Raw genomic sequence first — 18559 nt, forward strand, 5'->3', positions numbered from 1 at the left:
ATAAGTCCGGTAAGCCTTGATAGAGCAGGCTCTCTTTGATTCGAATTCGCCCATGTGCTCCATGATCAAGCTGTGTACAAAGGAGGCTCTGCCTTTAACCATCATCACGAAATCATAGTCGCACGAGTCCATGAACTGGATATTGGCCTTACTGAAGTATCCGCGATCAAGGATAAAGCCAATCTTCTCATAGCCATAGCCGCGAATCTTCTCCAGCATGTATTTGAGCTGTGAGACATCGACGATACTACCCGGATAGCTTTCGTAAAGCAGGGGCTTCTCATTGGTCATATCGTAAGCAATCGAGTAGTTGATGATTGGCGCGCCAACGTCGTTCTTAGGGTGGCCGTATTCAGCCATCTCAATATCTCCAGCTTTACAGTTCTTGTTGGTGGAGTCATAGGAAACGTAGATTTTCTCGTTCTTATCGTGGGTGGCATTCCAGCTGTTCAAGAAGTCGACCCTGTCATTGTCATCGATCTCGCAAATGAAGCGCGAGATTGTAGAGTCACTGTAAATCTTGTTCTGTGGCGTCATCAATGGGTGGTTGTAGGCATAATCCGGGAAGTGCTGAGCCACGTTGCTTTCTGCGATAACAGAGTACGCGGCCAGATCAAGAAGCAGTCCCTTTCCCCGGTCATCCCAGCGCTTCAAGTGTTCAGCGAGCTTGTAGTCTTCAATAATTCTTCTGACTACGGAGAAGGCACCGATGCGAATACAGCTGCTTCTTGATTCATTAACTGGTTCAGCCGCCGTTCCCTCGGCAGGAATCTCAACATCAGGGAAGAACTTTTCAAAGTTGGGGTTCGGGAACATCATTCCCGGATGATCTGGATCGGCTTTCCCAATGGTCGTTCTTCTGGCGACGTTATATTTCTTCTCGGGAAGGTACTCTCTAGCATAAGTGTATTCGATGTAGGTAGTCTTCCCCCGTTTATTTCTGGAAATTTTACCAGTGTTCTTAGGAATATTAACCAGGCAGTTGTAGTACATGATGGCCTCCTTCATTGAGTATGATATCATACTCAAATTATAACATAGAAAAGCACATCAATGCAAGTAAAGATGTGCTAAAAATACAGTATTTTTGCGGGTTTAGGTCCTTTTCTCAAAGGACTTGAGTTTGATTGCTCTGGGAAGTTAGCATTAAAGACTCCAGTATTATTTAGTGTATCACAACAGTAATACACCAATACGATTTAGGGGGTAACTATGGAAAAAGTGATGACTGTCAACAACGTTACAAAGACTTACGGTAAAAAAGGGGAGAAGCAGTTCCAGGCCTTAAAGGGCGTCTCGCTCAGCGTAGCCAAGGGCGAATTCGTCGCCATTATGGGGACTTCCGGTTCTGGTAAGACCACTCTTTTGAACATCATGTCGACCTTGGACAAGCCAAGCAGCGGCGAGGTTACGGTTAACGGCAAAAACATCGCCAAGCTGAAGAAGAACCAGATGGCCGACTTCCGGTCTAAAGAAATTGGCTTTATCTTCCAGGACTTCAACCTCTTGGACAACCTGACCGCTAGGGAAAACATTGCCCTGCCACTTTCTTTGCAAGGGGTAAAAAGCTCAGAAATCGATTCTAAGGTCGATAAGATCGCAGCTAAGCTCAACATCAGCGAAGTCTTGGAAAAGTACCCAGCAGCCATTTCCGGCGGGCAGAAGCAAAGAGTTGCTGCTGCCAGAGCCTTGGTTCATGAACCGGCAATCTTGATGGCCGATGAACCAACCGGGGCCCTGGATTCTAAGTCTTCCAGGGCCTTGCTGGACACGATGGAGCTGCTTAATGAGAAAGACCAGGTTTCAATCTTGATGGTCACTCACGATCCGTTTTCTGCATCATTTGCTGACCGGATTCTCTTTATCAGGGACGGCTTGATTGATGAAGAGATCAAGCGCGGGGACTTGAAGCGGCAGGACTTTTGCAAGAAGCTGATCAGCCAGCTCAGCGAAAATACCGACTAGTTGAGTAAAGAAAGGGATTAACATGATTTTTAAATTGTCAATGACCGGGCTGAAAAGCCGGCTAAAAGACTACCTGGTCCTGTTTTCCGGCCTTAGCGCCGCCAGCATGATCTTCTACATGTTCTTGACTCTGGCCGCTAACCCGTCTTTCTTAAAGTCCAGTGTAGCGGGACGGCTGACCATGGGAGCAACTAAGTTTATTTTTTCCTTCGGGATCGTCCTCCTGGCCATCTTAACCCTGGTCTACTTGGCATACGCCAACAGCTTCCTCTTGAGCATGAGAAAGCGGGACTACGGCATGTACATGATGCTGGGGGCAAAAAGCGGCAAAATCGGCCAGCTGATCTTCGCTGAGACCCTGGTAACTGGCCTTCTGGCAACCGGGATTGGGATTATCTTGGGCGTGGGGCTGACTGAACTGGTCTCATCCTTGATGGTCAAGCAGCTGGGGCTGACTCTGGCTCACTTTAATCCGCTCTACCTGCCAGCGGTTCTCTGGACCTTGCTTTTCTTTGTCGCCTTGTTCTTCCTGGCCGCTTCCTGGAACGCGGTCAAGCTGACCAAGACTACTCTGATCAATCTCTTAAACGAAGATCAAAAGCCAAGCAAGCTGAAGAGCCGGCCGGTCTTACGGACTATCCAGGCTATCGCGGGGGTACTGCTTTTGGCTACCGGCTACTGGGCAATGTGGCATGTGGCGACTTTGCAGCTTAAGGCAATTCCGATCGCTTTAGTAACCATCGTTTTGGGCAGCTTTTTAATCTTTGACGCCTTCTTCGTAGCTGTCATCGACTTTTTGCGGAAGAGACACAGCTTCCTCTACAAAGGGATGCGGCCTTACACTCTGGGCCAGTTAAAGTTCCGCCTGCATGGCTATACCAGAATCCTGTCAGCCATCTCAATTATGCTGGCCCTGGCCCTTGGCGCTATTACGGTCGGCATTAACTTCAACAACTTGAAGAATGCCATGACTGACGTTATGTACTACGATATTGTCTTAGTTGGCAAGCAGAAGAAGCTGGCTGACAAGGTTGAAAAAATCGGTACAGAGGAGAAAGTTACTTACAGCTACAAGGCTGATGAGAAAAATGGCATCCTCTATGTCAAGAAAAGTGAAATTGACAAGACGCCGCTCAAGATCCAAATGTATAACGCGGCATCTTCAGACAAGAAGAAGGCGATTGACAAGGAGGGGCGGATTTACCACACGGTTGAGGTTACTTCCAAGACCTTAACTGGTAAGCAGACTTCAGCTACGGTCAGAAATTCTGCTCAAGCCGCCAGCCTTTTCCCAGAAGATTCCAGCAAGGGCTTTGTGGCCTTGTCAGATGCAGCTTTTGCCAAAAAGAAGCTGACGACTAAGGTCATCACTTTTTACAAGGTTAAGGATTTTGCCAAGAACAACAAGAAATTGCTGAAGCTTACTGAGCAAGAAATGCAGCTGTTCAGCAAGGACTCAATGGTATACGGCTACCTGGAATTCACCAAGCCGTTTCTTTACCAGCAAATCGCGGCAATGTGCTCAGGCTTTGAATTTATGGGCCTTTTCCTTGGTTTGTCCTTCTTAATGATGCTGGCTTCAACTCTGATGTTTAAGATCCTGTCAGCCGCAGCCAGTGACAAATTGCGGTACAAGATGCTCTACAAGCTTGGGGCTAGAAACAGCGTCTTGAAGGCAGCGATTAGAAAAGAAATTGCCATCTTGTTTGTGGCACCGGCGGTACTTGGCAGCCTGGACGTACTCTTTGGCTTGAAGATCTTTACGATTCTTCTGCCAGACCCCTACTACAAGATTTGGATTCCATTCTTAGCATTCTTCCTCTTGTACCTGGTTTACTACTTACTTACTGTCAAGCTTTACCAGGGAATCGTTTTAGAAGAGACTAAACAAGACTAATAGATTTTTTTAACAAAAAAGCGATCGAAACATGATATAGTTTCGGTCGCTTTTTGCATGGATTTAGAAGGTGAAGGCTTTTTGGAAAATCGGGGTTTGCCGCAAGTCATAGACAAAGCCGTCAGTAGGGGTGATTTCGAATGGCCGGAGCAGTTCCCGGCGTTCAGAGTCAGTCTTGTTAATCTCCAGCATCGGTACTGCTTTGCGCATGGTAATTTCCTCCTATGAGTAGTGTATTTCTAAGATTTATACGTTTGTTATAGCACCTTTCTGGGAGGAATGATGGGGGAGGGGGATGCTAGTTGCACTAAGCATAATTTTAGTTATGTAAAGTACGATTGCTTTTGCTGAGTGCTTATTTTGCTTTCAGTTTCATGAAATATCGATGGTGGACCAAACAAAATGACGTTAGCCGAGGCAAAAGAAGCATATGCCAAGGGTGAAAAAATCTACTAACTTTTTTGGGCGAGATCAATAAATTCCTGTACTAATTTGGGGACTGGTTTACGACAGTAGAAGCCATAGCTAGTTGCAAAGGACCAAGAGACCGGTTTAACAATATATGGATGGCACAATTCCGAATAGGCCTCTGGAATTAGTAACAGATGCTTTGTAAGCTGTGCTTGATTGACCACTGCTTTGTTAAACACGCTATAATAGTGCAGTTTAACTGCCGGGCGAACATTTAGAAGTTTGCTTAACATCACATCCTCAGAACCTGCAATAGATGGAGCTACGATTTCCAAATCCTGTGCTGCCAAGTCTTGTAAAGATAGTTGCTTTTTCTTGGCTAAGGGATGACTTGCTGGCAAAGCTACTCGAAGAGGCGAAGGAACAATGGATATGAAAGAGAATTCGTGTTCACTCAGTGGCTCTTTCGCATAAGCCATTTCTAAAATGTCTACTTCAGCAGGTATTTGCTGATAATCATTTATCTCTCTGAAAGATATTTGTGCTTTAGGATGGTTCTTCTGAAATTGTGGAATTAGGCGACCACTTAAGGTTTGTCCATTTAAATACCCAGATGCAAAAACAATTTTTTGCTGATATTTTCCTAATGCCTTCTCAGCCTGTTGGCAATCAAAAATTATCTGTCTGCTCCACTGAATAAATTCAATTCCTGCTGGAGTAAGTGTTACACCATGGGTATTCCTAACAAATAGCTGGACATTTAACCGCTTTTCCAATAGATTCATTTGCTGAACGACAGCTGGTGTAGATATATATAATTTTTTTGCTGCTTTACTAAAGCTTCCAGCTGCTGCAACTGCTAGAAATGTATCAAGTTCAGAATTGTACATATTTTTCTCCTTCTGCCTTTAAGTTTAACCTTAATACAGCATAACATCAATCAAGAAAGCGGTACCGATAATACGTGCTATGATATAAGCATAGTGATAAAGGTAACTTAGTTTTGTTGAAGGAGAACAAAATGAACTTTGATATCGTAGTAGTAGGAGCTGGTGCTTCTGGCATCAGTGCAGCATTAACTGCATCAGAATGCGGAGCAAAAGTAGCACTATTGGAAAAAGGCGACAAATTTGGCGGTGCAGGGATGTTTGGTGCCCAGGGACTATTTGCGGTTGAAAGCAGGGCTCAAAAAGAAGCTGGAGTGAAGTACAGCCTAAAAGATGCCTATGAGGAAATCATCAATTATACTCACCATTCATCTAATGCGTTAATGGTTAAGGCCATTCTTGAAGAATCAGCAGCCACAATCGATTGGATGGCTGAATCAGGTTTGGAGACTGAATTAGTGACCAACACTCAAGAAGTCCACCAGGAGCATCCCAGAACCTATCACCAATTTATCGATAAATTTAACGGATTTAAGCGAGTAATGAACAAATTTCTAGAAAGCGGCGGAGTCCTTATGACCGAAACTTCGGCCGAAGAAATTGTTCAAGAACAGGGTAAAGTAACTGCCGTTAAAGCAAACAGAAAAGGCGAAGAAATCACCTTGGAAACTAAAGCCGTAATCTTGGCTGATGGGGGATTTGTTGGCAATAAGGACGAAATCAAGCGTACTTTAGCAATTGATCCAGATGACCTGTACTCAATGGGTGAACGGAAAGCTACCGGTGATGGCCTGCAGATGCTCAAAGAAGCTGGTGGCGTTAGCGATTACAAGAGAATTTTTGAAAACCATGCGGCAACTGTCTACTCAAAGACGGATCCAAAGTGGCACAACGCAAGTCTTTTTGACTTGACCAACATCCCACTCTTATGGGTTAACCGGGAAGGCAAGCGATTTACTAATGAAGACGTAGTATATGATTTCGCATTATGGGGTGATTCAGTCTACCAGATCGGTGGATACTACTACTTCCTTTTTGACCAAGCAACTGTCGATTATCTACGTCAGCAAGCTTTGGACTGGGCAAGTTCATTTGAAAGAACCTTCCGCTTGTTAGATAAAAAGACAATGACTTATCAAGTTGGTCCATATCCGCAACTAGATCAAGATTTAAATGAGGGTATCAGCCAAGGTGCTGTCTTCAAGGCAGATAACATTCAAAAATTAGCAGAGAAGATTACGGTTGATCCAGCAAATCTTACTGCAACAGTTAACCGATACAATGAACTGGTGGTAGAAGGTAAAGACATGGATCTTTACAAAGATGACCGTTTCATGACTTTGTCGGTCAAAGAGGGACCTTTCTATGCAGTTCGTGCTAATTCAACTACCCTGGGGACTGTCGGTGGTGCATTAGTCAATGAGCATTTTGAGGCTCTAAATGTGAAGAGACAAGTAATTGATGGTATTTATGCTGTCGGAAATGACGCATCAGGCCTTTATGACTCATCTTATCCAACAATTGAAGGCTTAAGCAACGCTTTTGCATGGAATTCAGGTCGAATTGCTGGCCGGTATGCTAGTGCTTATGCAGCAATGAATTAAATAGAACAGAAAAAGCTCTACCTAAAGTTTGGGTAGAGCTTTCGTTCTTGCAACCAATTTAAATCTATCATGACTGACCAGAAATTTTAACTTTGTCAGTGCTTCAGCGACTTCCATAGGCTCCAATATCTCCTTGATTTTTGTACCACTATTATACCATCTCTTCAAATTTCTGCTACTAATTAGTAGCACAACTAAAAACTCACCTCCAAAAGCGGGGGAGGGAACAGGGGAGGCGGTACCTTGCTACCTCCTTTTTGCTACGGCTTCTGTACAAACCGGCGAGTTTGTGCTTACATTAAATTATTGTAAAAGGAAGTCGATATCGTACATGAAGCATGTTTTTCTAATCAAGTCCAGATCAGTCCAGAAGTGATTCCCTCATCAAAAATGTCGAAAGGGTGATGGAGGGGAGAGATTGCGAGATCTACTTTAGTGAGTACAAGGACCATGTAAAAGAAATCGTCAAAAATTACCCTGAAAAAACATGATTCTATTCAGTTGGCATTGACACAATTTTAGTCAATGATGAGCGCTACTGCGTCAACGTTGGCTGCTTTGGACTTGACGCCTTGATTGCTTGACGTTAAAGCGCTTAAAAGCGCAGCATATGTAGCTTCAATTCTGCGCAATATTAGCCGCTATAAGTTTGCCAAAGTAAAGGTCATAGGCCACAAAATGGCCTGCTTTTTTAACGACCTGGTCACGCTCTGTGCCTTCTGTAATGGACGTTTTTACGGCGGGGCTTCCAAATTTCACCCAAATCAAAGATCAACGACAGTATAACAACGCCTGCTGCAATGAATCTTGATGGTGAAAAGTGAATCTTGATGGTGAAAAGAAGGAAGCAGCGAAGTATCATCTGGTCGTTCAGCCAAAATCCTTGAACTTGGTCATTTGACAGACTAGCTAGCGAATCTGCCGCAATACGGACAGATTTTTTTGTAGCTTGATAAAACAGATTTTTTTGTAGCTTGATAAAACAGAAATCAAAAGCAGAAAAGAAAAATAAAAAATGCCCAAAAACTCAGTAAAATTGCTATAAAGCAAATCCTTGAGCCAAAAGGGCATCTCGAACTTCTGTCATTAAAATTATAGTTTTAAACTAACACACGTAAGAAATCAGTGGTAAAACTTTGAGCTTCAAGCAAAGGGTAGCTTAGTACTTTTCCTGCACATCAGGCCATTCTTCAGCAAGCACCGCGTACTCACTACTATCATGATAGCCGTCTCTAAGGATCAACCGGCCCTTATGGCAGCCTTCAAACCGCATCCCTAGCCGTTTAGCCACATTATTGCTTGGCAGATTGTCTACAGCGCACTGCAGCATAATTCTGTGTAGGCCATATTCCCCAAAGGCGATATCGATGATAGCCCGGGTAGCCAGCGTCATGATTCCGCGTCCGCGGAATTCTTTGCCTAAAAAGTAGCCGATATCTGCCTCAGAATACACAGCATCAATTGAATTCAAGCTGACTTTGCCAGCTAAACGGCCATGATACCAAATGTGCAGGTCTAAGGCTTTGCCTTCAGCAAACCTGACTAAACCACGCCTAATAGCGTCAGTCTCAGCTTGCACGTCATGAACGTGGTCAACCCAAGGCAAGTAGTAGGATAAATTGTCCCGGTTTCTGTCAATTAAGTCATACAGAGCTTCACCGTCAGTCAATCTTGGCACGGCTAACTCTAATTCATCGTTGATCTTGTAGCTAAACATAAACTCATCTCCAATCCAAAAGCAATTGCTAAAAAGATTATCTGAATTATATCAGAGCGCAGTATTAAATACTACCGGGCAAAATGATCATCTGGGGCTAAGCAGCGTCCTCTCTCGCGATTTTTGCTACTCAACTTTACATAATATGTATTATTCGAACCATTAGCTAAAAACGAAATCGTATCCCCTCCAACCAAAAAAGCACTGCATTTGCAGTGCTCAAGTTTAAGATGTTTGCGGTTCAGTTGTTTGGTTCTGTGTGTTTGGATCACTAGTGACTTCGCCCTTAGGCGTTTCAACGTTGTTTGCCTTAACGTACAAGCCAACGCCGATTGCCCAGTACTTGCTGCCATTGATTTTTTTCTTGCCGCCATAGACAGTTACCAGGCCATTCTTCAGCAAGACACCGGAATTCTTCATCCGCTTGCCACTGCTGGAATAAATGTAGCTGTTATGGTTCAACTGGCAATCTAAGCCAACCACGTTCATATATGCCACGTACTTGTTTTGGCCGATCATGATATATGGCTTGTCACCAACATAATTAATCATGCTGTAGCAGCCAACGGCTTTACCGGCCAGGATCTTCTTGTCCTTGGTCCGTTTGCCTTTTTCGTCATACACGTAAGTGTTGACCATGGCATTCTTGTAAAACGGTTTGTCAGCATCTGAAGCTGCCGTAGTCTTTGCCTTTGGCGCCAAAATAATGGCAAAAGCCAGTACAAATATTAACTTAACGAGCCAAACCCGTTTTAACTTCACTCTTGTTCACGCAAACCTTTCTTACTTACTCTTAGTCAGCAATTTCAACAGTCGTGATTACCACGTCTTCAAGTGGCTTGTCGTTGCCGTCCTTGGCTACCTTGGCAATTTCGTCAACGACATCCATGCCTTCAGTTACATGGCCAAAAACAGTGTGTCTGTGGTCAAGCCATGGCGTACCACCTTGCTTGTAAGCCTTGACAACTTCTTCTGGGTATTGGGCATCGCGCAATTGTTGAATGAAGCGCTTTGGCATGTTCTTGTTTTGCACGATGAAGAATTGTGAACCGTTGGTGTTTGGACCAGCATTAGCCATTGACAAAGCCCCGCGCAGGTTGAAGAGTTCGTTTGAGAATTCGTCTTCAAAGTTGTGGCCCCAGATGCTTTGACCGCCGGCACCAGTACCTTCCGGGTCCCCGCCTTGGATCATGAAGTCGCTGATCACCCGGTGGAAAGTTACGCCGTCGTAGTAGCCCTTTTGTGCCAGGCGGACGAAGTTTTCAACAGTCATTGGTGCTTCTTCTGGGAAAAGCTGAATGACGATGTCGCCGTGGTTGGTCTTGATAGTTGCCTTTGGGCCCTTGGCTTGGTCAAGGTTAAGTTGTGGGTATTCAGACATTATTTATATGCTCCTTGTCATACTAATTCTTTAGATTCTTTCTAAATTATATCATTCGGCATAAAAAAAGACAGCAAACTGAAAAAAGACAGCAAACTGCTGTCTTAGGAAAAATATTAGAGCTGAGCAACGTATTCACCAAGCCGCTTGACTACTTCTGCCAGCTTGTCATCGGCTGCCGCGTAAGAAAAGCGGACATAGCCAGCAGATCCTTTACCAAACACGCTGCCTGGAATCAGACCAACTCTGGCTTTCTTAGCCACATCTTTGGCGAAAGCAAAGTCATCACTGCCGAACTTCTCCGGAATCTTGGCAAAAATGTAAAATGCCCCTTGCGGTACGGCCATTTCAAAGCCCAGCTTGGTCAGATTATCAACCATGAAGTCCCGCCGGCGCTGGTAGGCTGCCTTAAATTCTTTTGGATCGTCAAGCCCCTTGGTCAAAGCCTCAATTGCCGCGTCTTGGGCGATATTGTCCACGCAGGTCACCATGAAGCTGTGGGCCTTGGCCACATTTGGCAGTAAACTTGCCGGAGCCGCGATATATCCAAGCCGGTAGCCGGTCATGGCATGTGACTTAGATAAGCCGCTGATCAAGATTACCTGTCCTGGCAGTAAAGTAGCCAAAGAGAAATGTTCTTGGTCGTAAGTCAGTTCGCTGTAGATTTCATCACAGATTGCCAGCAAATGGTGCTTCTTGATCACTTCCGCTAAAGCAGTTAACTCAGCTTTGGAATAAGTCCGCCCTGTTGGGTTGCATGGATAGTTGAGCATGATTGCCTTAACCTGGTCGCCGGCCGCCTCAATCTCCGCTTCCAGCCGCTCTGGCGTCAAGTTAAAGCCAGTATCTGAGGTGTCGATCATCACCACTTCCCCGCCTGCCATTTCAATGTTGGTGAAATAAAGGGAAAAGACTGGTGTTGGCACTAAAACCTTATCACCTGGATTTAAAAGTCCCAGTAAAGTTGCCGTAATTGCTTCAGTTGCCCCGTCAGTGACAATAACTTCAGTTTCCGGGTCATAGTCAACCTGTCTGCTTGCCGCAAGATACTTGCTGATAGCTTCACGCAGGGCCAGCTTCCCTTTTGATGGCCCGTAGTGGGAGTCGTCTGCTTCAATTCCCCGAATAGCGGCCCTTTTAACATGATCTGGCACCGCGAAGTCTGGTTCCCCCAAGGTGAGCTTGATGATTCCCGGAATCTGGGAGATTTCTTCGTCAAAAGCCCGGATGGCTGAAGGCGCGATTTTAGCAAGATTTCTGTTGCCTAAATCCCGCAAGTTAGGATCTGTTTCTGGCATGATGATCGTCTTTCTATAAAAAACAAAGAATACTGTCTACAAAATGTTTTCCAGGCCGACATAGAGCTGGTTTAAGTCAGCTGCCTTTTCCAAGGCAACCTTGACCCCGCTCATGAAGGATGACCGGTCAAAGGAGTCCTGCCGGATGGTCAAGGCTTCCCCCTTGCCGCCAAAAAGCACCTGTTCATGAGCGACGTAGCCTGGCAAGCGAACCGCGTGCAGCTTGATGCCTTGGTAATCGCCGCCTCTTGCCCCTGGCAGGCTTTCTGTCGTGTCTGCTGCTGTTTGGTGGGGCTCGCGGACTTCAGCGATCAGCTTGGCTGTGGCCAAGGCCGTGCCTGATGGAGCATCCTTCTTGTCTTCGTGGTGCATTTCGATGATTTCCACGTCTGGGAAGTACTTAGCTGCTTCTTGGGCAAACTTCATCAATAAAACAGCTGACATGCCAAAGTTAGGAGCGATCAAGCCGCCAATTCCCTTCTCCTTGGCCAATTGCTTCAACTCGGCTTCTTGCTGGTCAGTCAAGCCAGTCGTCCCTACGATTGGCCGGTAGCCGTTTTCCAAGGCATAGCGGACGTTTTGGTAGACAGAGGCTGGTACAGTAAAGTCAACCCAGATATCTGCTGCGTCGGCTGGAATTTCATCCAGGCTGGTGTACAGCTTAGCGCTTGCTGGCAGGCCATAGTCTGCTGGATCGCTGCTCTTTAAACGGTGGGCCAGGCCGGCCGTTATTTCAAAGTCTGGCAGGCTTGCTACTAATTTAACGACTTGCTGGCCCATTGAGCCGGCAAAACCGGCCAATAAAATTCTTGGCATTCTTAATCTCCTTCTAACATATCACGCGTCAGCTGACCAGCTAATGCATCCTTCGGCAGCTTCAAAGCAGTGGCGAGTTCTTCCTTTTCTTCATCGTTCAAAGCTACAAGCGGCAACCGTAAGCCGCCTACTTGGTAACCCATGGCAGCTAAAGCCGCCTTAACTGGTGATGGTGACGGGAACATGAACAGGGCGTTCATCCGCGGGGTCAGCCAGCGCTGCAGGCTGCCGGCCAAGGCAAAGTTGCCCGCGTAAAGTTCATCGTACATTTCCCGCATTCTTGGGGTGTACAGGTGACTGGCAACTGAGATGACCCCGTCAGCGCCCAAAATTCTGGCCGTCAGCGCCTGGGCATCTTCGCCGGTAAAGACGGCAAAGTCTACTGGCCGGCCGGATACGATCTCTTCGATTTCTTCCAGGCTGGCGCACTGCTTGATACCGGCAATATTGGGATGCTGGGCCAGCTGTAAAATAGTTGACACTTCCATTTTAACCCCAGTCCGGCCCGGAATGTTGTAGATGACTACTGGAATGTGAACCTGGTCAGCAACTGCCGTAAAGTGAGCGATCATTGACCGCTGGTTTGGCTTGTTGTATGGCGGAACGACAACCAAAGCATAGTCGATGCCCGGGATCTGGGCAACTTCTTCAGTAAAAGCAATGGTTTCCGCTGTGTTGTTACTGCCCGTGCCGGCAATAACCGGTACACGCCCATTTACAATCTGACCAAAGCGGGTGTACAAGGCGATCTTTTCGTCATGGGTCAAAGTTGGCGTCTCACCAGTTGTCCCGCCAATCACAAAGCCGTTAGAGCCCTGGTCAATCAAGTTGTTGGTTAATTCAGTCAAGCTGGCAAAGTCGATCTGTCCGTCTTCCGTAAAAGGCGTAATGATTGCTGTCAGTAAGTCCGCGTTTTGTAAGTTTTGGTTCATTGTATTTGCCTCTATTGTTTCCTTAGTCTTCTGTCATCCGGTATTCCAAAAAACCGGTAATTGCCGCAATGCCGCGGCTGATTGAACTTTCCTGGGGGGTTAATGTCGCTGAGTGCAGGGGTGAATCGTCCTCAATACCCAGCCAGAACATGGTTCCCGGGATCTGAGCCAGGAGGTAGCCGAAGTCTTCCCCGGTCATCGCCGGGGCCGTTTCGACATATTCAACCCCGTCAGCCTGCTTCATGTATTTAATGAAGTTTTCAGTTAATTCCGGGTTATTTTCAACTGGCCAGTAGCCGCCTTGGTTGAGTTCCAGCTTGACTTTGACGCCGAAGCTCAGCTCAATTCCCTGGCAGACTTCGGCCAGCCTTTTGTCGATCAATTCGATCATGCTTTGGGTAAGTCCCCTGATCGTGCCTTCAATTCTGGCTGAATCGGCGATTACATTTCTGATCTTGCCGGCAGTCAACTTGCCCAAGGTGATAACCCCGCTTTGAACCGGATCAATATTTCTGGAAATGATGGTCTGGACCTGCATAATCAAGGCCGCTGCCGCGACAACCGCGTCATTTGACAATTGCGGGAAGGCAGCGTGCCCGCCCTTGCCTTGAATATCAATGTTGACTTCAGTCGTTCCGGCAAACAAGGTGCCGTTCCGGCAGCCAATCGCCCCAGCCGGCAGACTTGGGTTATCATGCAGGCCGTAGAATTCATCAACATGCCACTTACCGGTGAAAAGTCCCAGCTGGTAGGCCTTCATGCCGCCGCTCTCGCTTTCTTCAGCCGGCTGGAAGAAGAACAGGAGGTTGTCAGTTGGCTGATGCTCGCTAAAGTAGCTGAGAACACCCAAAGCAACCGTCATATGGATGTCGTGCCCGCAGGCATGCATCACACCTTGGTGCTTGGAAGCATATGGCAGGCCGGTTGCTTCAGTTACCGGCAAAGCATCAATATCCGCCCGGTAGCCGATGGTCCGTTTAGCCTTTGACCCCTTGACCAGAACCAGGAGCGCGGTTGGCAATTCTGCTGGTTCCCTGATTTCCAGGTAGTCTTGCTTCATCTGCTTGATCACATCCAAGAGATAAGCATGGGTTTGATATTCTTTTAAAGCCAATTCCGGGATCTGGTGGAGTTGGCGCCGGATTTGAAGCAACTCGGCTTCGGTCAATACTGCCATTGAAAAACTTCCTTAATGTGGACTAACTTATGTCTGTTTTGTTTACTTTAACTTGACTCTTTACAGCTTACGCAGGTCTTCTTCCAGGCCGGTCTTGCTTTCTGTCTTGGCATCGACTTCCTTGATTACCTTGGCTGGAACGCCGGCAACCACCGTGTGCGGAGCCACATCCTTGGTCACAACCGCACCCGCTGCTACAACTGCACCTTCACCGACGTGGACGCCTTCCAGGACAACCGCGTTGGCACCGATCAGAACGTTATCGTCAATGCGGACCGGCAAGGCAGAAGCTGGTTCAACCACCCCGGCTAAGACCGTACCGGCACCGATGTGGCAGTTCTTGCCGACGATCGCCCGGCCACCTAAGATCGCGCCCATGTCGATCATTGAGCCGGCACCGATTTCCGAGCCAATATTAATTACCGCCCCCATCATGATAACCGCGTTATCACCGATCAAGACCTGGTCACGGATAATAGCGCCTGGTTCGATCCGGGCATTGATTTCTTTAAGGTCCAGCAAAGGAACGGCTGAATTGCGGGCCGTGTTTTCCACGCGGACAGATTCAAAGTCAGCTTCGTGTTCTGCTAAAAACGGCTTAAGAACTTGCCAATCGCCGAAGACTACGCCAGCTTGACCGCTAACAAAAGGATCCGTTCCATCTGGGAAAGTGACTTGATCAAGGCCGGCGCCTCGCAAGTAAACCTTAACCGGGGTCTTCTTTGGTGCTGAACCAATGTAGTTGATAATGCTTTGCGCGTCTAATTCTGCCATAATATCTTTCTCTTTCTAATCTGCATCTGTTTCTGTTACTTCGAAGAGACAAAGAAAAAGCTCCAGGTTGCCTTAACAATCTGGAGCCCGAAAAATTCAAAATCAAATTCTCTCGTCAAATTGCAAGCGCAACGCAGGTACCTTCCCTGCGACAGTCCATGGCCTCTTAAGCCATAGCCCAGCCAATCCGCCTTGCCAAAACGGACGCTTCGGCAACCTCCCCTTTCTTGCAAGTTCTCCGCCTGGCTGGCTCCCTTGCCTTACTCTTGTCGGTTGCGCCTCTTCAATTTGTAGTCAGTTTATAATATTGGCCTCATCTTGTCAACAGCTTTTCAGCTTTTTATTTGCATATTTTTATTTCAAGCTTCCTCAAGCACTGGTATCAGAATGTTTAGAAGGCGATTATCATGAATTTTCAGAATCTTTCTTTGCATTTTCCAGAGAAAAATGGTAAAGTCCATTCTGATTAAACTTAAATTATGATTAAAGACAAACACGAAAGAGAGTAGCCCATGAAAGTTGTTAAGTTTGGCGGCAGTTCCCTGGCTAGCGGTCCTGCTGTAGAAAATGCTTTGAAGATTATTACCGCTGAAGCTGAAAGACAAGTTGTCGTTACGTCTGCACCAGGCAAACGCTTTGACGATGACATCAAGGTCACTGACCTTTTGATCAAGTACGCCCATGAAATCAACCATGGCAGAAACGGGCTTGAAGTTGCTGACCGGATCTTCCAGCGCTACGTTGAAATCGGCGAGTACTTTAACTTGCCGCTCGAAGAAATCTTGCCCTTGAAAGAAATCCTGCTGAATTTGCCAAAGGAGCACTATCCAAACAAGAACTATCTGCAGGCGACCTTTAAGGCCCACGGCGAGCGGCTTAACGCCAAGCTGATTGCGAAGATTCTGCAAAGCCAAGGGGTAAAGGCCCGCTATGTTGATCCTAAAGATGCCGGGATCATCGTTACCGGTAGTCCAAACAATGCCTCTGTCAACCCGGAAAGCTACCAGCTCCTGGAAAACTTTGCCTATGACGCTGACGAAAAGCTGATTTTCCCAGGCTTTTACGGCTATACTCTGGCTGGCCATATTGCTACCTTCTCAAGAGGTGGTTCAGACATTACCGGGGCGATTTTGGCCAGAGGTTTCCACGCTGACTTATATGAAAACTTTACTGATGTCGATGCTATTTTCTCCGCTAACCCGAAGGTTGTTGACCAGCCACAGCCGATCCACACGATGACCTACCGGGAAATGCGGGAATTGTCTTATGCTGGTTTCTCTGTCTTCCACGATGAAGCCTTGATCCCGGCCATTCAAGGGCAGATTCCAATCAATGTGAAGAATACCCAGCACCCGGAAAAGCGCGGGACCATGATCGTACCGGAAAAAGGCTTCAAGCCTGAAACCGTCATTACCGGGATCGCCAGCGGCAAGCACTTTGGTGCCCTCTACCTGCACAAGTACCTGCTCAACAAGGAAGTTGGCTTTACCCTCCGCATCCTGCAAATCTTAAACAAGTACAAACTGTCCTATGAACACATGCCAACCGGGATTGACGATTTGACTTTGATCTTTGACCGGGACACATTAAACGATGAATTGATCGACCAGATCTGCAATGAAATTCAAAATGAAGTCAGTCCTGACCACTTGGAATGGATCAGCAATTACGCGATTATCATGCTGGTCGGTGAAGGGATGAGGGACCGTATCGGGGTCATCCGGGATATTGCCACGCCTGTAGCCAGAGAGGGTATTTCTCTCCGGATGGTCAACCAAGGGGCTTCCGAAATTTCTATCATGCTGGGCACGGCAGCTAAAGATGCCGACCGGGCGGTAGCCGCGATTTACGACTACTTTTTCAAGCAAGAAGCACAAGGAGAATAAGATGACTAAATTATTGAAAGTCCATGGCTCACAGAATTCCTTCTTCATTCTGGACCAGACTGAACTGGAAAATCCGCTGACTGATAATGAACTGCGGCAATTGACCCAGACACTTACTGATCACAAGACTGGCCTGCTTGGCGGAGCTGACGGCATCCTGTCAGTTGAGGAATCAAGACACCCAGGCGCTTTAGGCAAGATGCGGGTTATCAACACTGACGGCAGTGAAGCCTCAATGTGCGGCAATGGTCTTAGAACAGTTGCCCGCTACTTGCACGAAAAGACCGGAGAAAGCCAGTTTAAGGTGGAAACCATGTACGCTGACCTGGCCGTCCGGCAAGCTGATGACTTTGCAGAAGGAGTGCCGGCTTTCGGGGTAGAAATCTCCCCTGTCCGCTTCAATAAAGAATCTTTGCCTTTTGACAATTTGGGACATGACCGCCTGCTGGACACTCTGGTACCAGAACTGGTTCCAGGCTGGCGTTTTAGTGCTCTAGCCGTGCCTAATCCCCACCTCATCGCCTTTATCAAAGAAGAAGACCTGGAAAGTCCGGTCTTAGGAGAGCTTGGTGCCTACTTGAATGGAGAAAATCCATACTTCTCAGACGGGGTCAACATCAACTACACCGTTATCCGCGGCGATAGCCAGCTTTTTGTCAGAACCTACGAACGGGGCGTTGGCTTTACTAACGCCTGCGGGACAGGGATGTCAGCCAGCTCATTGGCCTTTGCCTTGACTCACCCGGACCTGGGCCACTTTGAAAAAGAGATCTCTGTCTACAATCCTGGCGGTATGGTCAAGACCGTCTTGCACCAAAAGGATCACGGCTACTGGATCGAACTGATCGGCAACGCGACTGAAACCCATACTATTGAAATTCCAGAAGACCAGCTGCACAGCGGCCAGGTTAAGCTGGAGGCGGTGAAGACCAAAGAAACTGGTGAACAAGCTGCATACCTGGCTTTCGTTGACCAGCTGACCAAGTAGCATCCGAATCATAAAACTTACTAAATCTTGATAATCACATCAATATTGGTAAGTTTTTCTGATATTTCTTTCTAGTTAAATCTATGGGTAGATTCAACTTGACAAAAGAAATCAGATTTTTAACCTTTTGAAGTTAAGGTCAGTGAGTACGGTTGGCTGTCAAATAACGCCAAATGGCATTATCCAATAGCTTTTTATCTGCCCCACTGGAAACTTTTAGCCTGGCAGTCGGAAAGGCATCTTGCCCGCAAAAAGCGGGCAAGCATATCATGATGCATCTCGAAGCAGTGTCTCGCCGCATTTCTTGCATTTGGTCAGTTCATGATGACTGCCGTATCTTTCCTCAAAATGCTGCCCGCAGATTGGACAGTACTGAGAAGTATATGCTGGATTGACATCATGAGTTTCAATCGAATTCTTGCTTGAAAGATATACAATGCGCTCATCCAGTTGGCCCTTAGTCCATGAATTCAAGCGTTTGCGCATCTTTCTTGCGAATCTGCTGTTATCTGATTTGACGCCTTTTTCTTTTACGAACGTCAAGTCTTCCTTGGCAATGACCGCCGGATGCTCTGTCTCGATCATTCTGTTTATCGCATGGTTGATAAAGCTTCTGACAGTTTCTTGCGCTGACCGGTAGCTCTTGTCATACGACTTTCTGCCGATATCGTTTTGCTCCAGATTCTTAAGCTTGCCAAGCAGTTTTATTTTCTTCTTCGAAGCTGTCTTGGACAAAGGCTTGTCCTTTTTCTCCAGCAGCTCAAGCTGCTGATTGAGCTGCCAGCGCAGGTTCATATAAGGCTGCCGATTTGCGTTTCGCTTGCCG

Annotated in this window: 17 protein-coding genes and 1 riboswitch; of the genes, 5 read left to right on the plus strand and 12 right to left on the minus strand. The window is 46.8% G+C overall.

Annotation, left to right across the window (positions count from 1 at the left end; translation table 11 throughout):
• Nucleotides 1-993: IS1634 family transposase (locus DS743_RS03245; protein ID WP_258945808.1), on the minus strand; the 993-nt coding region annotated here is incomplete at its 3' end.
• Between the two features lie 219 nt (nucleotides 994-1212).
• Here DS743_RS03245 and DS743_RS03250 point away from each other — a divergent pair.
• Complete coding sequence (locus DS743_RS03250; protein ID WP_035184478.1) at nucleotides 1213-1965, plus strand: ABC transporter ATP-binding protein; 753 nt, start codon at nucleotides 1213-1215, stop codon at nucleotides 1963-1965.
• 22 nt (nucleotides 1966-1987) lie between these two features.
• Nucleotides 1988-3862, plus strand: a complete 1875-nt coding sequence (locus DS743_RS03255; RefSeq protein ID WP_035184480.1) for an FtsX-like permease family protein — start codon at nucleotides 1988-1990, stop codon at nucleotides 3860-3862.
• A gap of 63 nt (nucleotides 3863-3925) precedes the next feature.
• Here DS743_RS03255 and DS743_RS03260 read toward each other — a convergent pair whose 3' ends face one another.
• Nucleotides 3926-4072: a hypothetical protein gene (locus DS743_RS03260; protein ID WP_011543906.1), complete on the minus strand. Its 147-nt coding sequence runs from the start codon at nucleotides 4070-4072 to the stop codon at nucleotides 3926-3928.
• 242 nt (nucleotides 4073-4314) lie between these two features.
• Nucleotides 4315-5163 (minus strand): LysR family transcriptional regulator, encoded by an 849-nt coding sequence (locus DS743_RS03265; protein WP_035184481.1) that lies wholly within the window; start codon nucleotides 5161-5163, stop codon nucleotides 4315-4317.
• A gap of 131 nt (nucleotides 5164-5294) precedes the next feature.
• Between DS743_RS03265 and DS743_RS03270 the strand changes: the two genes are divergently transcribed.
• On the plus strand, nucleotides 5295-6764 hold the full coding sequence (locus DS743_RS03270; protein WP_072544189.1) for an FAD-dependent oxidoreductase: 1470 nt from the start codon (nucleotides 5295-5297) through the stop codon (nucleotides 6762-6764).
• A gap of 1159 nt (nucleotides 6765-7923) precedes the next feature.
• Here DS743_RS03270 and DS743_RS03275 read toward each other — a convergent pair.
• The 8 genes from DS743_RS03275 to dapD form a co-directional block, all read right to left on the minus strand.
• Nucleotides 7924-8481: a GNAT family N-acetyltransferase gene (locus DS743_RS03275; RefSeq protein WP_035184482.1), complete on the minus strand. Its 558-nt coding sequence runs from the start codon at nucleotides 8479-8481 to the stop codon at nucleotides 7924-7926.
• A gap of 225 nt (nucleotides 8482-8706) precedes the next feature.
• A complete protein-coding gene (locus tag DS743_RS03280) occupies nucleotides 8707-9243 on the minus strand; it encodes an SLAP domain-containing protein (protein WP_003615191.1) in 537 nt (178 codons plus the stop codon).
• A 31-nt stretch (nucleotides 9244-9274) separates the two neighbouring features.
• A complete protein-coding gene (locus DS743_RS03285; protein WP_003614261.1) occupies nucleotides 9275-9862 on the minus strand; it encodes a peptidylprolyl isomerase in 588 nt (195 codons plus the stop codon).
• 116 nt (nucleotides 9863-9978) lie between these two features.
• Entirely contained in the window at nucleotides 9979-11160 is a 1182-nt protein-coding gene (locus tag DS743_RS03290) for an aminotransferase class I/II-fold pyridoxal phosphate-dependent enzyme (RefSeq protein WP_003614359.1), read from the minus strand.
• Between the two features lie 36 nt (nucleotides 11161-11196).
• Nucleotides 11197-11976, minus strand: a complete 780-nt coding sequence (gene dapB, locus DS743_RS03295) for a 4-hydroxy-tetrahydrodipicolinate reductase (protein WP_013439603.1) — start codon at nucleotides 11974-11976, stop codon at nucleotides 11197-11199.
• A gap of 2 nt (nucleotides 11977-11978) precedes the next feature.
• Entirely contained in the window at nucleotides 11979-12908 is a 930-nt protein-coding gene (dapA, locus tag DS743_RS03300) for a 4-hydroxy-tetrahydrodipicolinate synthase (protein ID WP_035184484.1), read from the minus strand.
• 22 nt (nucleotides 12909-12930) lie between these two features.
• Nucleotides 12931-14085 carry an N-acetyldiaminopimelate deacetylase gene (locus DS743_RS03305; RefSeq protein ID WP_035184487.1) on the minus strand — a complete coding sequence of 385 codons (1155 nt, stop codon included), beginning with the start codon at nucleotides 14083-14085 and terminating at the stop codon, nucleotides 12931-12933.
• A gap of 60 nt (nucleotides 14086-14145) precedes the next feature.
• Complete coding sequence (gene dapD / locus DS743_RS03310; protein WP_035184490.1) at nucleotides 14146-14859, minus strand: 2,3,4,5-tetrahydropyridine-2,6-dicarboxylate N-acetyltransferase; 714 nt, start codon at nucleotides 14857-14859, stop codon at nucleotides 14146-14148.
• Between the two features lie 115 nt (nucleotides 14860-14974).
• A riboswitch (Lysine riboswitch) is annotated at nucleotides 14975-15151 on the minus strand.
• A gap of 220 nt (nucleotides 15152-15371) precedes the next feature.
• Between dapD and DS743_RS03315 the strand changes: the two genes are divergently transcribed.
• Together DS743_RS03315 and dapF are read left to right on the plus strand one after the other, a co-directional pair.
• Nucleotides 15372-16745, plus strand: a complete 1374-nt coding sequence (locus tag DS743_RS03315; RefSeq protein WP_035171744.1) for an aspartate kinase — start codon at nucleotides 15372-15374, stop codon at nucleotides 16743-16745.
• 1 nt (nucleotide 16746) lies between these two features.
• Nucleotides 16747-17733: a diaminopimelate epimerase gene (dapF, locus tag DS743_RS03320; RefSeq protein WP_035184492.1), complete on the plus strand. Its 987-nt coding sequence runs from the start codon at nucleotides 16747-16749 to the stop codon at nucleotides 17731-17733.
• 267 nt (nucleotides 17734-18000) lie between these two features.
• On the opposite strand, the gene DS743_RS03325 is transcribed toward dapF, so the two are convergent.
• The coding region (locus DS743_RS03325) for an RNA-guided endonuclease TnpB family protein (RefSeq protein WP_258945809.1) at nucleotides 18001-18559 on the minus strand (559 nt) is incomplete at its 5' end.

It is taken from the genome of Lactobacillus leichmannii (assembly GCF_024701915.1).
Taxonomy (GTDB): Bacteria; Bacillota; Bacilli; order Lactobacillales; family Lactobacillaceae; genus Lactobacillus; species Lactobacillus delbrueckii.

Excerpts from the sequence above, each read along its gene's own strand:
- DS743_RS03250 (WP_035184478.1), top strand. The coding sequence starts at position 1,213 with ATGGAAAAAGTGATGACTGTCAACAACGTTACAAAGACTTACGGTAAA.
- DS743_RS03255 (WP_035184480.1), top strand. The coding sequence starts at position 1,988 with ATGATTTTTAAATTGTCAATGACCGGGCTGAAAAGCCGGCTAAAAGAC.
- DS743_RS03260 (WP_011543906.1), bottom strand. The coding sequence starts at position 4,072 with ATGCGCAAAGCAGTACCGATGCTGGAGATTAACAAGACTGACTCTGAA.
- DS743_RS03265 (WP_035184481.1), bottom strand. The coding sequence starts at position 5,163 with ATGTACAATTCTGAACTTGATACATTTCTAGCAGTTGCAGCAGCTGGA.
- DS743_RS03270 (WP_072544189.1), top strand. The coding sequence starts at position 5,295 with ATGAACTTTGATATCGTAGTAGTAGGAGCTGGTGCTTCTGGCATCAGT.
- DS743_RS03275 (WP_035184482.1), bottom strand. The coding sequence starts at position 8,481 with ATGTTTAGCTACAAGATCAACGATGAATTAGAGTTAGCCGTGCCAAGA.
- DS743_RS03285 (WP_003614261.1), bottom strand. The coding sequence starts at position 9,862 with ATGTCTGAATACCCACAACTTAACCTTGACCAAGCCAAGGGCCCAAAG.
- DS743_RS03290 (WP_003614359.1), bottom strand. The coding sequence starts at position 11,160 with ATGCCAGAAACAGATCCTAACTTGCGGGATTTAGGCAACAGAAATCTT.
- dapB (WP_013439603.1), bottom strand. The coding sequence starts at position 11,976 with ATGCCAAGAATTTTATTGGCCGGTTTTGCCGGCTCAATGGGCCAGCAA.
- dapA (WP_035184484.1), bottom strand. The coding sequence starts at position 12,908 with ATGAACCAAAACTTACAAAACGCGGACTTACTGACAGCAATCATTACG.
- DS743_RS03305 (WP_035184487.1), bottom strand. The coding sequence starts at position 14,085 with ATGGCAGTATTGACCGAAGCCGAGTTGCTTCAAATCCGGCGCCAACTC.
- dapD (WP_035184490.1), bottom strand. The coding sequence starts at position 14,859 with ATGGCAGAATTAGACGCGCAAAGCATTATCAACTACATTGGTTCAGCA.
- DS743_RS03315 (WP_035171744.1), top strand. The coding sequence starts at position 15,372 with ATGAAAGTTGTTAAGTTTGGCGGCAGTTCCCTGGCTAGCGGTCCTGCT.
- dapF (WP_035184492.1), top strand. The coding sequence starts at position 16,747 with ATGACTAAATTATTGAAAGTCCATGGCTCACAGAATTCCTTCTTCATT.